This window comes from Leptospira abararensis (genome assembly GCF_016918735.1).
In the GTDB taxonomy this organism is placed as follows: domain Bacteria; phylum Spirochaetota; class Leptospiria; order Leptospirales; family Leptospiraceae; genus Leptospira_A; species Leptospira_A abararensis.
Window position 1 is genome coordinate 312,335 of the sequence record NZ_JAFFPR010000027.1, and the last position, 14,335, is coordinate 326,669.

The following is a 14,335-nucleotide window of genomic DNA, read 5'->3' on the forward strand; positions in this document are numbered from 1 at the left end:
TAAGTTCAAAATTTCAGAGAAAATTGAACTGGCAAACAGAAAAAACCATCCATGACTCCAAGTTTAGATCCATCAAAATCCAATTCCCCTAATCCGGCTTCCACACATAGTTTTCAAGGTTGGGTCCAAGGACTCCGAGGAAACAATCACGTCCAGTTCCTGCAACTGCGTACCGAGGGAAAGATTTTCCAAGTGGTGGCCGAAAAAGAATTTTTGGGGGAGGAGATCTTCAAACAGGTCAAAGCCCTACCGCAAGAAACCTCTTTAGTGGTTCACGGGGTTTTACACGAAAATCCCAAGGCACCAGGAGGGCAGGAACTCTTCCTGCACTCTCTTTCTCTTGTGGGTGAGTCGAATCAGTATCCCATCACACCCAAAGAACATGGACCTGACTTTTTACACAACCACAGGCATCTATGGTTACGATCCAAACGCCAACTTGCCATCCAGAGGGTTCGTTCTGAATTGTCCTTTGCCATTCGTGAATTCTTTCGTAATGATGGATATACCCTCATCGACACTCCCATCCTGACTGGCTCCATTGGAGAATCAGCCGGAACCTTATTTTCCACAGAATACTTTGACCTAGGCCAAGCTTACTTGGCCCAAACTGGACAACTTTACTTGGAAACAGCTGCTTTCGCTCATTCCAAGGTCTATTGTTTTGGCCCCACATTCCGTGCGGAAAAAAGTAAAACCAGACGCCACCTTACCGAATTTTGGATGTTGGAAGCGGAAACTGCCTTCCTCGGACAAGACGGAAATTTAGACTTACAGGAACGATTTGTGAAGGCCGTACTTCGCACTACCATCGAACGAACCCAAGAAGATTTAAAAGCCCTGGACCGCGATCCAACACCTCTCCTAGAACAACTCGCCAAACCCTTCCCAAGGGTAGATTACGGAGAAGCGATCCAAATTTTGCAAACCGCCGGAGAAGAAATCGCTTGGGGCGAGGACATCAATTCCGATAGGGAACAAATCCTCACCACTCATTTTGGTACTGCCATTTTTATCCAAAATTTCCCAAGAGCCATAAAAGCCTTTTATATGAAACAAAATCCCGCCGACGACAAGACAGTTCTTTCTGCGGACCTCATCGCTCCCGATGGAATTGGGGAGATCATCGGTGGCTCCGAAAGGGAGGAATCTTACGAGAAAATTGTAGAACGATTGAAAGAAGAAGGCCTTCCTCCGGAAGATTATTCCTGGTATTTGGACCTTCGAAAGTATGGCTCAGTTCCTCATGCTGGTTTTGGAATGGGACTCGAACGAGTGATTGCTTGGATTTGTGGTTTGTCCCACATTCGGGAGTGTATTCCTTTCCCAAGGATGATTTACAGGCTCAGCCCTTAATTTTTCGTATGGGAAATTTAACTTGCGGCCGATCTTTTTAGGGAAAGAGAGGTACCTTATGGCACAACAAGCAACCCAAGTTTTAAACACATCCGTCGAACAAGAAGCTTGGGATTTATATGAGGTAGGATCAAACGAAGACGTCGTGGTCCTTGCCAAACGCCATCCCGAGAACTTTTATATCCAACATCTTGGTTATTTAGCCTTGTATGAACTTACCGGAAGAGGAACCATCTCCGCTCCTAAAGGAATTTCAAGTCTTGCTCCCTTAGTTGATGCAATCCAAAACTTTGAAATTGGAAAAACGACGGATGCTTATAATAGCCTAAATCTATATTTCAAAACCCAAACAAATCCTCTTTGTTTTTCTATCATTCAAACTGCGATCAAAATCTACTTTCGACAAGAAGCCTATGAAGATGCGAAATCCATTATTACTAGGTATAAAAAACAATGGAATGATAACTCCTTTGTCAAAGAAGAACTGATTTGTACATATTATCTAAAACGATATGATGAAGTGATCAAAGTTTTCCGGGACAATATGAAATTGTTAAACGATTCCGATATCCATAAACTTGTGGGTATGGCACTTCTATTTTTGGATCGTCACAAAGAAGCCAATTTGATTTTTGAAAACATTCCAAACAAATTGAATCTTCCTAGTTTTGAAGAAAAAAGGAAAATGTATGATTCCGTTTATAAAAAGATTTCTGAACTAGAAGCAAAATCAAACTCCCTAAATCACAAAGACTTAGAGGATATGGGTTTTGCTTATCTCTTTCATGGTGATTATACAAAAGCAGAAAAGATGTTTTTATCTCTTACCGAGAAACTAAAATCAAAACTCTGCAGCGTGTAAGGTTTTTCCTTGTTTCGGGGTGGCTTAAGAACTTAGCCGCCTCGTCTGTCGGGATGATTAGATCCGTTTGGTTTTTTCCTGCCAATCCCAGTGCCAAAACAAAGTAGGGATTTTTTCCTACTTTCGCTTCTGTCCCTTTTCCAGTTTGTTCTTCCCTGTATACAATGTATCCCGTTTCAATCGCATAGGCTTCTTTCACATAGAGCGGCGAATAAATATCAAGCCCACGATCGGTTTGTATTTTTGGAAACAAGGCTCGTTTTAGATTCAGATGGCGGGCATCAACAACTAAGCCAGAAAACTCTACAGGCACCACTTCTTCACTGAACTCAGGAACAGACTCTGTTCCATATTCAACGGGAAGATGAGAGAGGATTCCCTCTTTTCCTTTGAGCGGTAAACTCGCCTTTGCTTCCAAAACATTCTTCACAAACTGAAAATCATACTCTTCTTTTTCTGATCCAATGTAGGAATTCAAACGTAACCTTGCTTGTTGATTCACTTGTGTGTATTCATACACCGTATAATCAGCGTTAAAAAGGATGGATTCTAATCTTTGACTTAAGCGCACTCGTAGTTTTTCACGAGCTTTTTTTCTAGCCATAGAATGGGCTTTGCCCTGGCTTGTTGCGGTATTTTTTCCAGAGAACTCCGGATCCTCTTCATCAAAAACAATTTTGGGAATGGTCTCTTTCACAGAAGAGGAAACAAAAAGATCTGTCCAGTTGACAATGGATGTATAAATATCCTTATCCTCAACGGGTTTTGACCCAAGAGAAACTGAAAGTAGAAAAACCAACAGAAGATAGATTCGTTTCATAGTTAAGACTTCGGCAAAAGATTAAATTTTCTTTCCAATTCGTTAAATTCCGTTATGAGAGGAACGCCTTTTGGAAGACTTTGCAAGACGTTTTTTCCATAGGACTTTGTATGCACCCGAGGATCAAGGATACTCACCATTCCTGTGTCTGACTGCGAACGAATCAGACGCCCAAAGCCTTGCCGCAAAAGTAAACAAGTTTTAGGAACCTGCATTTCCCAAAAGGGACTTTTGCCCTTTCTTTCCATATCTTCCATCTTGGCCTGCAAAACAGGTTCTGTCGGAACTTGGAAAGGAAGTTTGGTCACTATCACGTTCCGAAGTTTGTCTCCTTTAATGTCTACACCCTGCCAAAAACTAGACACTCCAAATAACACACTCTTTTCATTAGCAAGAAACTCGCGTTTGGCGGCAATTGGCCCCATTTCTGTTTGCGAAAAAATCGGATACGGAACTTGGTTTCTTAGTTCCTCATAGAGTTCCGAAAGTAGTTTGTTGGATGTAAATAATACAAAAGCATCCCCTTCGGAAAGTTTGAGAAGACGTGTGATCCAATAAGAAAGATCCGTTTTATTGCGTTTTGGGTCTTGGACTGGATCCGCCACTTGTTTTGGGACAAACAAAAGAGAATGAGTGTTATACGCAAAAGGAGAAGCCAATGTTTTGGTTTTGACTTCTGTGGTTCCCACTTCCTTCAAAAAATACTGAAAATTTCCCGCTGTTGGGGAAAGGGTAGCAGAAGTCATCACCACAGAATCCATATTGGGAAATAGAGTGTTTGCTAAGATTTCGTCTGTATTTTTTGGTTGGGAAAATAAATAATAAAATGGATCTTTCGAAGACTGGGGAGGAGGTTCAATCCAAAATACCAAATTAGGATTTGTCTTCAACCGAAAATCATTGAGAAAAGAAGAAGCTTTCTTTAGGTTTCCTGAAACCATCTCAAGACCCAAGGCCAATTCCTTCTCTTCCATATCCTCACTGTCTTTTTTATACTTTGTAAGAAGACTTTCTAACTGAGATGCCAGGTCCGCTAGAGTATCTTCTAAAGCACCATTGTCCAATTTGAGTCGTTCGGTATGGCGAGTGGAAAACTGATTGAACTGTAAAGGAATGGCTGAGAGCAACATACGAAACAAATCATTTGCATAACCAATAGAAGCCTCGACAGACTTTATGATTTTTTCACTGTTTTTTAGTTTTAAAACAAGGCCAGTTCGTTTCTCAGGAAAGTAGAGATAATGTAATAAATTCATTAGCAGGTCATAACGAATTTCAGAACCAAAAGCTCGACCGACAATTTCAGGAAAGGCATGGGCTTCATCAATGACAAGTTGGGAAAAAGGAGGAAGGATTTTGAAATCACCAGCAAGATGGCTTGCAAGTAAGTGGTGATTTACAATGAGAATGTTTGCTTTTTTCCATTTTTCCTTTTCTAAAAAATAATACGAAGAGCTAAAGTTAGGGCAATTTCTCCCCAAACAGTTGTCAGATTCTCTAGAAACAGAATTCCAAAAAGAATTGGATAAAAATCCATCGTATTCTGCCCGAATTCCTGTTGTGGTTTGTTTTTCCCAGTTTACAAAGTATGGGAGAGATGATTCCATTTCTGGACCAAAATCACCGCGTTCCATCACTCGATTGTATTTTCGTTTGCAAAGGTAGTTACTTGCCCCAAGTGCCACCATCGCATTGACAGGAACTCCCAAAGCCTCAGAAACTAGCGGGATATCTTTGTACAACAATTGGTCTTGTAAGGCTTTGGTTTCTGTGGAAACCACTACCGTACATTCATTTTCCAAAGAGAATAGGGCACTCGGAATCAAATAAGCCAGGGACTTTCCAACACCGGTTCCCGCTTCAATCACCCAATTCGAACCCGTATTAAATGCAGATTCAATGGAGGTGGCCATTTCCATTTGTTCTTTTCTAACTTCATAATCCTTCCAAAGTTTTGGAAGTTTGTTTGTAAAAACGGTTTGTACGTCCAATCGTTACTGCCTGTTACGAAATAAAAGTACAATACAAGTCAAAGTTAAACTGGTCACAGAAACTAGTGACACAGTCATAATGAGTATTCCTTGCCAATTGAGCACCTCATGGGAAGTCATGAGACCAACTTTCCTTTTTTCGGATCCAGTGCTTTCGAAACCAAAATATAAATAAATCCGTAAATCAAAAATAATCCAATCACTACCGAACGAGCTACAGTGGCCTTTGTTTTGGCATCTTCCACATTTTCTCCTTTGTTTTCCGCAAGAAGTCCCATCACTTCTGGATTCATTTTATCTAAATATTCAGGTAGGTTCATATAACAAAAGGAAACGAAGATAAATAATAAAAACCAAGGAGTGATGTATTTTAACACAAACTGAATGGATTTCGGAAAAGGAATCAGGCTTCCTTCGTTGGCATCCTTCACACCTTTTTCCACACCGATCTTAAAAACAAAAATAAAAATTTGGATGGATGCCAAAATATAAATCATAATGGTTCCAATATAAAAATCTGCAATATCGAGAGCCGCAAAATCTTTGTTAAAGTAAATTATTGGAAGGCATAAACAGAAGGTAAATATAAACAACAGTAGGGATGACTTACGCCGATCCAAATGAAACCCTTCTTCTAAAAACAATATCCCTGGTTGTAACATAGTGACTGATGAGGTAATTGCCGCGAGGAATAAAACTAAAAACCACAACCCACCAAAAAAGTCTCCTCCAGGCATCATTCCAAATACAGAGGGAAGGGCAATAAAACCCATACCAAAAGTACCAAAGGAGGTGGCCTGCATACCCAAAAACAAAAAGGCAACAGGAATGGTAATCATACCACCAAACACAACTTCGGCGAATTCGTTCAAAGAAGCAGAGGATAAACTGGAAAGAACAACATCATCCTTTTTCTTTAAAAAACTAGAGAACACGAGGGCTATCCCAAATCCAGTGGATAAAGAAAAGAAAATTTGTCCCGCAGCACTGATCCATACTTTAGGTTGGGTCAGTTTAGACCAATCGGGGTTCCACATTACCGCAAGACCCGACTCAATTCCGGGAATCGTCAGTACACGAACGAGGATGATGGTAGCACAAATCCCCATCAGTGGCATGGCAATTTTTGCAAAGGCTTCCAGTCCTTTCGAAAGTCCACGGTAAACGAGTAAAAAATTAAACAGAACACAGATTAGAAAAAATACAAGGATAGGGGATTGGAAACTTGAGCCATTGGCATCGGCTCCTGTGAGATGTAAAAAAAATGTGGATGCTTGTTTTGTCATCTCTCCTTGCGTGGAACCGGTGAGTGACATTTGGCCTGTAAGAAAGTAATAAGCATAAGCCAAACACCAAGATTCAATGAATACATAGTAAACATAAATCATCACAGGAATCATCACACCAATGGTTCCTGAAAGTTTGAGTGGGAAACCTTTGAGGTATTCACGAAAGATAAATGGAGTGCTATGTCCATGTTTACCACCCATACGACCCATGGTCCATTCGGCCAAACAAACAGGAATTCCGAGAATGAGGAAACTGATGATGTAAGGAACCATAAAGGCACCACCACCATTTTGTGCCGCTTGTCCTGGAAATCGTAAGAAATTTCCAAGTCCAATGGCACCACTTGCCACGGCCAAAATCAATCCAATCCGACTGGCCCAGCCATCGTGGTGTTCCCCTTGTCTCTCTTGCATCAGGGACTATTGAATGTAGTAGGAATTATGTGACAAAATCTTTTTGCAGAAGAGTGAGAAAAAGCAAGGCTTTGACACCTTGCTTTGGTATTTTTCAAATTAGCCGAGAAATAACTCGTTTTTTTCCATTTTCAGAACTTTGGAGACCAGATTCTTAAAATCTTCCGGTGGTTCCAAAAGTCCAAGTTCTACTTTTGACAAAAACGGAGTAGAAACCTTCAATTTCTTTGCGAAATCGTATTGTTTGATTCCTAACTCACGTCTGACTGCCCAAAGTTTGTTTTTCAATCCATTGGAAAACTCAGGGTAGATGTCTTCCACAGCGCTTTCATTGAAAAGCTTATCAACAGAGGTCTTGAGATACTTTGCACAAGATGACTTGAATTTCTCAGTCGGATCTTGGGCTCCAGTCTCAATTTTGGATAGGTAACTCGGAGAAACTCCCAGCGCTCTAGCCATATCGTACTGTTTGATCCCTCTCTTCTTTCGAAGCATGTAAATGTGATTGTTCATTTATCCCCCCTAACAGTCAAAATATGTCAAATATGGCAAAATTCAATAAAAAAATTTTGCCAAAGACTAAAACTTGAATGGGTTGTTTTATAATGTAACTTCCTTTAGACGATCAGCTGCAATCACCAGGTTGTAAGTAGTTTTTAATCCAGAAACTTTCTGTTCAATAAATGAATTCCTTTGGGCACCTTCCATTTCGGATTTGATTCTTTCCCGAACCGCCGTATAGGGCTTAGGAATGCGATTCTGCGGGTTTTTGGGGTCTGGATCTGCATAAGCATACAATTTTCCTGCTTCGTAAGCATCTCTCATTTGTGCTTCCGTTACAGTTACTGGGATGGCTTTGATTTCATCTTGTAGCGATTTTAACGCCAAAGAAACTTTCATTTTTTCCATTTGCATCAAATACCCAATCTCTGACCCAACGTCTTGGACTCGGTCTGAAGTCTCAGCAATTTTTCCTTGGAGGATAGTAGACTGGAACAAATTCAGCATATCCCAAGTTTTGGATTTTTCATCTTTGTATTCTTGTTTTAGAACATTGGGAATGGCCTCAAATTCTCCAGTCAAATCCTTCCAAGTGTAGTTCTTTCCGTCACGAGTGGAATACAAAGCATAATCAGGAGTAAAGATTTTTGGATCGATATCAGTAGGGCCAGAAAATCGTGGAAGGTTTGCGACAGTGATTCCACTTTCTTCCGTAATTTTTTTCAGCTCTTTTTGGTAGAGACCTTGTTCATACTCTTTCATTGTGTGGGAAGCAAACTGATTGGCTTTGTCTGCCGATTCCCCATCAGTAAAGTAGGCAACAGATGCTTTTGTATCTGCATCATCATGGGTTTTCCCATATTCAGTAGCTTCTTTTTTAAAATCATCAAAAATGGACGTGAAGTATTTCTTTAGTCTTTCTGGATGAACTTTTTCAGTTCCCGTGGACCGAACCACATAGGCAATCCTTCCTTCTCCTGCTTTAGCATAAGAAATAAAAGTTCCTCGTTTTGCCTTCTTCACTTCGGTAAGAATATCTTCTAATGGAGTTTCTGCGCAGTTAGTGCAAAAAGGCTCCAATTTTCCGGCAATCGGTCTACGTGTGATATCTTCTGTCACTTTAGAAATTTCTTCAGCAATTTCTTTATCTGATAAGGAATTCAATTTGTTAGCCAAATCTTCGGCTTTTTTTAAATTGGCAGCTTCATCTTCACCGCGAACAAGCGCTAGTTGAAGATTAACAAATTCTAACGGCTTTTCTTTTAAACCATTTTTTACATACTCACGCATATAAACATTCAGTTTCAAAAATTGATTCACCAGAGATTCGATTTTTTGAACATCAGCCTCTGCCACTTTTTTGGAAGAAATAGCATCTTTTAATAAGATTTTTTCCAGAGCAATACTCTCTAAAATTTTTGCTTGGATATCAGCACTGATCGGTTGTGGTTCTGTATTGCCTCGTTTCGAAGCCTCAATCACAAAGTTCATTTCTTTGCGAGTTACAGTGCCACCATCAAACGTCGCAAGAATTTCAGAATCCTTGGAGCAATTGAGAAGTGATACGAAAGTCAAACTGAGCATCACACCCAGAGTGAGGAATTTGTTTAGGTTCATTGGATTTCCTTGTCTATTTTCTTAAGTATTGTTTAATATTTGCGAACTGGTTTTTTCGGTTCCAAAACTTGTGCGGGGGTTGGGATTGTTTTCTCTGGGGCTGCTACAGTTTTTTTAGCCAAAGGCTGCGCACTGGCAACATTCAATTTGAGAATCTCCGATTTTTGATCCTCTAATTTATGCATCTCAGATAAAAACGTTTCTTTGAGAATGGGGGAATATTCCCGGTCAGAAGCAAGCCGATCCGTCAATTTTTTCAATTCTACGACATCTCGATCCAGTTCTTCCAGTTTTTTGTATAAATGGGCAACAGTTACCTTCAAACACCACTCCTTCCAAAAGTTTTATTTACTTGCAATAGAGTGCAAGAATGAAATAAGAAAAATAGCAAATTTTATGAGCCTAGACGATTTAGTAGTTTCCACTGAAAAAATTGATACTGTATATGTTACTAAATTGCAGGGAAATTTAAATAACTTCACTGCCGAGAAATGCGTCAAATCGGTAATCAATTCCCTAAAACATGGATCGGTCATTTTGGATCTAGAAGAATTGAATATGGTGACAACCCAGGGTATCATCGCTTTCAAAACACTAAGTGAAGAAGCATTTCTTCACAAACACAAAATCATCTTAATCAACCTACCGTTAAGTGTTAGACAAGCTTTTTTAATGGCAGGTGTTCGTAATTTATTTCCCATCGCTAACAATGAAGAGGCTGCGTTTAAAATGGCCTCGAGATCCAGTAGGTAAACCGTGAATTCAGGATTTAATTTCTTTCGTAAAATTTGGCATGTGCTCGGGCTCATCATTCCCGTTACCCTTTTTTTTGATCCCTTCCGTGACGCTTTTGGTCTTGTGTATGCAACCCGGGCCATTCTCGTTACATTACTTGCGGTCCTTCTTTTGGCTCTCTTTGTATTAGAACTGGTTCGCCTAAACCACTCCGGTTTTGAAAACTTCTTCTATAAATACTTTGGTTTTTTAATGAAAGAATCGGAAAGACAAAGGTTTAACGGAACTGTTCCTTATTTTTTTGCCAACCTACTTGTTGTTTTGTTTTTTCCGGCTGAGATTGCGATCCTTGCCATTTTGTTTTTGGTCATTGGGGATCCTTTCGCAGCTTTTGTTGGCAGTAAATATGGAAAACATAGATTCTATAACGGAAAGTCCTTGGAAGGCATTGTCGGATTTTTAGTTCCGGCATTCTTATTTTCTATTCTTGCACTCTTTCTCATCACCAAGTCGCATCCGGGAAGTTTTCTTGCCATCTTAGATCCACAAACAGAGCTTTTGTGGACACCCATTTACCTTGTTTTCTTTTCTGTCGTGGCAGCTTGTATCACCGAGTTTTTTGCAAACACAACGGCAAGGGGACTTATAGATGACAACCTTCTCATTCCTGTAGTGGGTGCCGTTGTACTTTCTGTGCTTTCTTTACTGTATTTGGATTACACACCGATGGATTTTTTCTTCGATCCAATGGCGCTTTACATCCAAAAGTAATCTAAGATTTCACTGGCTTTTCGCCTATAGAAAAGTTAAGCCAATCAAAATATGATTTACTTCCAAACCGAAATCAAAGGATTTATTTCCAACGAAGTTCAACAATTCTTTGTTTGGTGATTGGTTCCATTCCCGGAACCATCACCTTATATTCCAAAGGAATGGGACCGAGTTCTTCTAACCGAAAAGCTGACTTATCAATTCCTTTGTGGCGGAATTCTTCCTTTAAAAGAGCGCCCAAATAATGAAAAGACACTACGACTTTGTTTTGGAATAAATTCCCCTCCATTCTTTCAGTAGAATTTCCATACTTTAAATAGGCAACGTAGGCTGAGCGGAAACTTTGTTTTTCTAACCCATTATAAGGTTTAGTTAGGACCAAACGAAAACCAGGAGTTTCTCTTGCTGTGAAATAAAGAAAGTTTCCAAAATCCTCATAGGTTGGATTTTCTTTTTTAAACAAGTTCTTGTCCAGGACGACAATGTCTTTTTCAGTTTTGGGTTCTGTACAATCCAAAGGTTCATTGAAGTTATCACAGAACTGGAACGATTGTGACGCTTCCTTTTGGCATCCTGAAATCAAAAAACTAACGCAAACAATGAATCGAAAGATTAAGTAAACAGACCGAGCCAGACAAGGTAAGTGATCAGGATTTGAATTTATTGAATTCATAGGATTCCCTGAGAGTATTAAAAAAATAACTAACATCTCTCTCTCGAAAATAACTTTGAGAAGTGTTTGGAACCACTAGTTGGCCTTTCGAAAAATGATAAACCGTTTCACCGTAAACCCCCTGGAATAAATACATTCTATGGAAGTCGTCCTTAGATTTCGCAATCACAATGTTATGCGAAGTAACATATCCAGGAATCAAAAGTACACTCGGATCTCTTTTTTGTAAAAGGGATTGAAACTCCAAACATTCTTTTTTTTTCTCCACAAGTTCTTCTCTGTGGATTCTTTGTTTGAAGGAAAGAACTTTGGTCCATCGGCCAGGATAAGCAAATTCCCTCTCTGTTTCATCTGGTGTCCATTTGGGAAGCAGGACAGATTCATAAAGAATTTTAGAAAAACGTTTTTCTCCCAATGCTTTTAACTCAAATAGAATGTCCTCCTCTTGGTAAGAGAGGATGAGAAAAAAGGAAGCACCGGGTGGTCTTTCTAAAAACTCTTGTGGCATGACCTTAGTTTTCCGTAACCCCTGTGATTGTAAATCCATCCAGAAGCATATAAGGAACAAAAGACGACTCACCCAAAAGTTCGCCTTCTTTGGAGATGGCTTCAATTTGGTTTAGTGCATCAAATGCATTCCCCACAATTTGGACTTCCCTGACAGGAATCTTTTCACCGCTCTCGATGACATACCCACCTTTGATCACACCGGAAAAATCACCGGATGCTCCGTCTTTGGTTCCCGAGATTCGATTCACAAATAAAGTTTTCCCTGGAAGTTTAAAAAACTCATCTTTGGAAGAGGAACCAGGGGCAATTTGTAATTGTTTGGGCCCACAACCTGGAAGGCTTTGGGCACCTCCCGTAGCACAACCATTGGATTTGGTTAGGCCGGCTTTTTTGGCTTCATAGGTATTGTAAAAGTAAGTATGCAAAACTCCATCAGTAAGAATGGGTTTTTTAGAAGTAGGGAGTCCCTCTCTATCAAATCCTGTCGATCCCATAAAACGATCGTTTGTTGGATCATCCCAAATCGAAAGTAGAGAAGAGGCGATCTTTTTCTCTAACTTTCCTTCCATTTTGGATTTTCCTTTCCGTAGGCTTGTTCCATTTAAAGAACCCAAAAAAAGACCCAGAAAAAAGGAATAAACGGCATCTGGGGGAAGGAGAACTTTTCCTTGAAAACCAGAAATGGGTTTCGCATAGAGAGCCCCCATACATTTATCCCCAAAGTTCATAAAGGCCTTTTTCCAAAGAGTGTGAAACTGCTCTTTGTTAAAACCACTGGCGGAATCATAATCAAAACTTCCCACAAGATCCCCATCCACACCCATCCCCATCACGGAGGCCGAAAGTTCGGCACCAAGTTCATGGGCCATCACACCTTTAGAGGATACGATGAGTTTATAACCCTTGCTAAGCGAAAAATCTCCTGAGTCAATATTGACCTTGGAATATAAATCATTTCTCCAACCAAGAGCTTCTTTGGCAGTGGCCACTAAATCTTCAATGCCCATTGTATCTAAAGACTGATCATACTGATTGAAATGGTGAGAAATGGTTTCTGGCTCTGGCAAACCCAAATCAAAATCGGGAGTGGACTGGCTTTTTGCTAGGCTATAGGCTTCTTCAATGGACTCATAAAGACTCGGAATATGATTGGAGATAATAAACCCTTGGTTTCCTTCGGTGATCACGCGGATTCCAAACATATTCTCTTCTGTTGCCGTACAGTTGTTTAAGTCATTTTTTTCTAAACTGACATCTTCTGAGTAACCGTAACTGGAATAAATTTCCACCTGGTCGATTCCATTGGATTTTGCTTTTTTGACTAGACCAGAAAGTAATTCTTTTTGACCGTCTAACCGTTTTTCAATTGTGGTTCGATCCATCATTTGCCACCTAGCAATACTTTGGTTCTGACATAAGGTCCACCTGCATCGACTTTTGCTGGTTGGCCTTTGCCACAGTGGCCTGATCCTAAATCCCATTTGAATTCTTTCGAAACCATATCCACATTTTGTAATACATCAAAGGCAAGTCCGGAAACTGTGACTCCTTTTAAAAGGTCAGTGATTTTTCCGTTTTGGATACGATAGGCTTTTTGAACGGCAAACATAAACTCACCCGTTGCATCGGCCTGACCGTTTTTGGCTCCATCCAAATAGTATCCATCTTTGGTGTTTGCGATCATTTCTTCCAAACTAGAATCCCCAGGAACCAGGAAGGTATTTCGCATACGAATCAGAGGAACATCTCCATACTCCCAAGCCCTTGCCGAGCCAGTCGGTGCCACCCCAAATCGTTCTGCGGTTTCTCTATTATGCAAATAAGAAGTCAAAATTCCATTTTTAATAATGACTGTGTTTGTGGGAAGAATGCCCTCATCATCCACAGGAATTGAACCTCCAGCACCTTCATAGTATTCTGAAAATCCAGAGTCGCATAACGTAACCAAATCGGAACCCACACGATGTCCCATTTTTCCTTGGGCCACTGAACCCGAGAGAACAAAATCGGCCTCTACTGTATGCCCAATGGCCTCATGCACAAGAAGACCCACAATCGAAGGAGAAAGGATCACAGTCGAAAGTCCCCCGTCCGGTAAAACACTAGAGAGTAAATCCACAGCGGTTTTACAGGCTTCTTCGGAAATCTCTGTGGCCGACTGGGAACGAAAAAGACAATCCCAACCTCCGGTCACCCCAATCGAATGAGAACCCGATTCCATCTTTCCATCTTCTTTGGCTACCGCAGAGACTCGAAATTCAGGCCTGACCATACTAAAAAAACTATCTGCCCCATCCGTTGTAACTATGGCCTTTTCTTCATAAATTTCAGAATACCCGCAACCCACAGATTGGAGTTTTGTCGATTGTTTGGCGGCTGCATTTTGGATATCAAGGACTAGTTTTAATTTTTCTTCCACAGTCCGAGTGCGAAAGTCTTCGATCCCTTTTCCAATAAAATCGCCAATGGCAAAGTTGGCTTTGGGTAGGTTTGGAATTTTGTCTTTTCGCAGAGCAGAGGATAGGCGAGCAGCCTTTTTAGCAACTTGGATGGCATTTTGGATGGATGATTTTGAAATTTCACTAGTGGAAGCAAATCCCCAAGTTCCTGCTTCGAGCACGCGAACCCCAATTCCTGTTCGTTTCCGAAGGGCCGTGGACTCCACTCGTCCTCTTTCTGCATGAAAGGAGCGACTTTCTTTGTGGTGGTATCGTAGTTCCACAAATCCAGACTCTTCAGCCAAACATTCTTTTAATAGGTTACGCATTAGCCCTTACCTTCTATTTTAATTATTGT

General features: G+C 40.5%; 14 protein-coding genes. 4 read left to right on the forward strand and 10 right to left on the reverse strand.

Going from position 1 to position 14,335, the window contains the following annotated elements:
• Window positions 1-51 precede the first annotated feature (51 nt).
• Window positions 52-1,356, forward strand: a complete 1,305-nt coding sequence (asnS, locus tag JWG40_RS09705) for an asparagine--tRNA ligase (RefSeq protein ID WP_205285587.1) — start codon at window positions 52-54, stop codon at window positions 1,354-1,356.
• A 58-nt stretch (window positions 1,357-1,414) separates the two neighbouring features.
• Window positions 1,415-2,218: a hypothetical protein gene (locus JWG40_RS09710; RefSeq protein WP_205285588.1), complete on the forward strand. Its 804-nt coding sequence runs from the start codon at window positions 1,415-1,417 to the stop codon at window positions 2,216-2,218.
• Here JWG40_RS09710 and JWG40_RS09715 read toward each other — a convergent pair.
• From JWG40_RS09715 to JWG40_RS09740, 6 genes are all read right to left on the reverse strand, one after another.
• Entirely contained in the window at window positions 2,181-3,038 is an 858-nt protein-coding gene (locus JWG40_RS09715) for a hypothetical protein (RefSeq protein ID WP_205285589.1), read from the reverse strand. The two genes, JWG40_RS09710 and JWG40_RS09715, sit on opposite strands and share 38 nt — an antisense overlap.
• 2 nt (window positions 3,039-3,040) lie before the next feature.
• Window positions 3,041-5,029, reverse strand: a complete 1,989-nt coding sequence (locus tag JWG40_RS09720) for an ATP-dependent DNA helicase (protein WP_205285590.1) — start codon at window positions 5,027-5,029, stop codon at window positions 3,041-3,043.
• 116 nt (window positions 5,030-5,145) lie between these two features.
• Entirely contained in the window at window positions 5,146-6,732 is a 1,587-nt protein-coding gene (locus JWG40_RS09725) for a sodium:neurotransmitter symporter family protein (RefSeq protein ID WP_205285591.1), read from the reverse strand.
• Between the two features lie 99 nt (window positions 6,733-6,831).
• The gene (locus tag JWG40_RS09730) at window positions 6,832-7,227 is read right to left on the reverse strand and encodes a helix-turn-helix domain-containing protein (protein WP_015678327.1); all 396 of its coding nucleotides are present in this window, start codon (window positions 7,225-7,227) and stop codon (window positions 6,832-6,834) included.
• A 105-nt stretch (window positions 7,228-7,332) separates the two neighbouring features.
• Window positions 7,333-8,850 carry an LIC12015 family putative lipoprotein gene (locus tag JWG40_RS09735; RefSeq protein WP_205285592.1) on the reverse strand — a complete coding sequence of 506 codons (1,518 nt, stop codon included), beginning with the start codon at window positions 8,848-8,850 and terminating at the stop codon, window positions 7,333-7,335.
• A 32-nt stretch (window positions 8,851-8,882) separates the two neighbouring features.
• Complete coding sequence (locus tag JWG40_RS09740) at window positions 8,883-9,173, reverse strand: hypothetical protein (RefSeq protein WP_205285593.1); 291 nt, start codon at window positions 9,171-9,173, stop codon at window positions 8,883-8,885.
• Between the two features lie 73 nt (window positions 9,174-9,246).
• Between JWG40_RS09740 and JWG40_RS09745 the strand changes: the two genes are divergently transcribed.
• Together JWG40_RS09745 and JWG40_RS09750 are read left to right on the forward strand one after the other, a co-directional pair.
• Window positions 9,247-9,603, forward strand: a complete 357-nt coding sequence (locus tag JWG40_RS09745) for an STAS domain-containing protein (protein ID WP_205285594.1) — start codon at window positions 9,247-9,249, stop codon at window positions 9,601-9,603.
• Window positions 9,604-9,606: 3 nt separating this feature from the next.
• A complete protein-coding gene (locus JWG40_RS09750; protein WP_205285595.1) occupies window positions 9,607-10,356 on the forward strand; it encodes a diacylglycerol/polyprenol kinase family protein in 750 nt (249 codons plus the stop codon).
• 82 nt (window positions 10,357-10,438) lie between these two features.
• On the opposite strand, the gene JWG40_RS09755 is transcribed toward JWG40_RS09750, so the two are convergent.
• Genes JWG40_RS09755 through JWG40_RS09770 form a run of 4 tightly spaced genes read right to left on the reverse strand, consistent with a single transcriptional unit; the run spans window position 10,439 to window position 14,306 of the window.
• Window positions 10,439-11,029, reverse strand: a complete 591-nt coding sequence (locus JWG40_RS09755) for a hypothetical protein (RefSeq protein ID WP_205285596.1) — start codon at window positions 11,027-11,029, stop codon at window positions 10,439-10,441.
• On the reverse strand, window positions 11,004-11,537 hold the full coding sequence (locus JWG40_RS09760) for a DUF4416 family protein (RefSeq protein ID WP_205285597.1): 534 nt from the start codon (window positions 11,535-11,537) through the stop codon (window positions 11,004-11,006). The genes JWG40_RS09755 and JWG40_RS09760 overlap by 26 nt, the downstream gene beginning before the upstream one ends.
• Window positions 11,538-11,541: 4 nt before the next feature.
• On the reverse strand, window positions 11,542-12,921 hold the full coding sequence (locus tag JWG40_RS09765) for a TldD/PmbA family protein (protein WP_205285598.1): 1,380 nt from the start codon (window positions 12,919-12,921) through the stop codon (window positions 11,542-11,544).
• Window positions 12,921-14,306 carry a TldD/PmbA family protein gene (locus JWG40_RS09770; protein WP_205285599.1) on the reverse strand — a complete coding sequence of 462 codons (1,386 nt, stop codon included), beginning with the start codon at window positions 14,304-14,306 and terminating at the stop codon, window positions 12,921-12,923. Before JWG40_RS09770 ends, JWG40_RS09765 begins: the two co-directional genes overlap by 1 nt.
• Window positions 14,307-14,335 lie beyond the last annotated feature (29 nt).

Coding starts and splice junctions, on each gene's coding strand:
- JWG40_RS09725 (WP_205285591.1), bottom strand. CDS start 6,732: ATGCAAGAGAGACAAGGGGAACACCACGATGGCTGGGCCAGTCGGATT.
- JWG40_RS09715 (WP_205285589.1), bottom strand. CDS start 3,038: ATGAAACGAATCTATCTTCTGTTGGTTTTTCTACTTTCAGTTTCTCTT.
- JWG40_RS09765 (WP_205285598.1), bottom strand. CDS start 12,921: ATGGATCGAACCACAATTGAAAAACGGTTAGACGGTCAAAAAGAATTA.
- JWG40_RS09710 (WP_205285588.1), top strand. CDS start 1,415: ATGGCACAACAAGCAACCCAAGTTTTAAACACATCCGTCGAACAAGAA.
- JWG40_RS09755 (WP_205285596.1), bottom strand. CDS start 11,029: ATGAATTCAATAAATTCAAATCCTGATCACTTACCTTGTCTGGCTCGG.
- asnS (WP_205285587.1), top strand. CDS start 52: ATGACTCCAAGTTTAGATCCATCAAAATCCAATTCCCCTAATCCGGCT.
- JWG40_RS09735 (WP_205285592.1), bottom strand. CDS start 8,850: ATGAACCTAAACAAATTCCTCACTCTGGGTGTGATGCTCAGTTTGACT.
- JWG40_RS09745 (WP_205285594.1), top strand. CDS start 9,247: ATGAGCCTAGACGATTTAGTAGTTTCCACTGAAAAAATTGATACTGTA.
- JWG40_RS09730 (WP_015678327.1), bottom strand. CDS start 7,227: ATGCTTCGAAAGAAGAGAGGGATCAAACAGTACGATATGGCTAGAGCG.
- JWG40_RS09760 (WP_205285597.1), bottom strand. CDS start 11,537: ATGCCACAAGAGTTTTTAGAAAGACCACCCGGTGCTTCCTTTTTTCTC.
- JWG40_RS09770 (WP_205285599.1), bottom strand. CDS start 14,306: ATGCGTAACCTATTAAAAGAATGTTTGGCTGAAGAGTCTGGATTTGTG.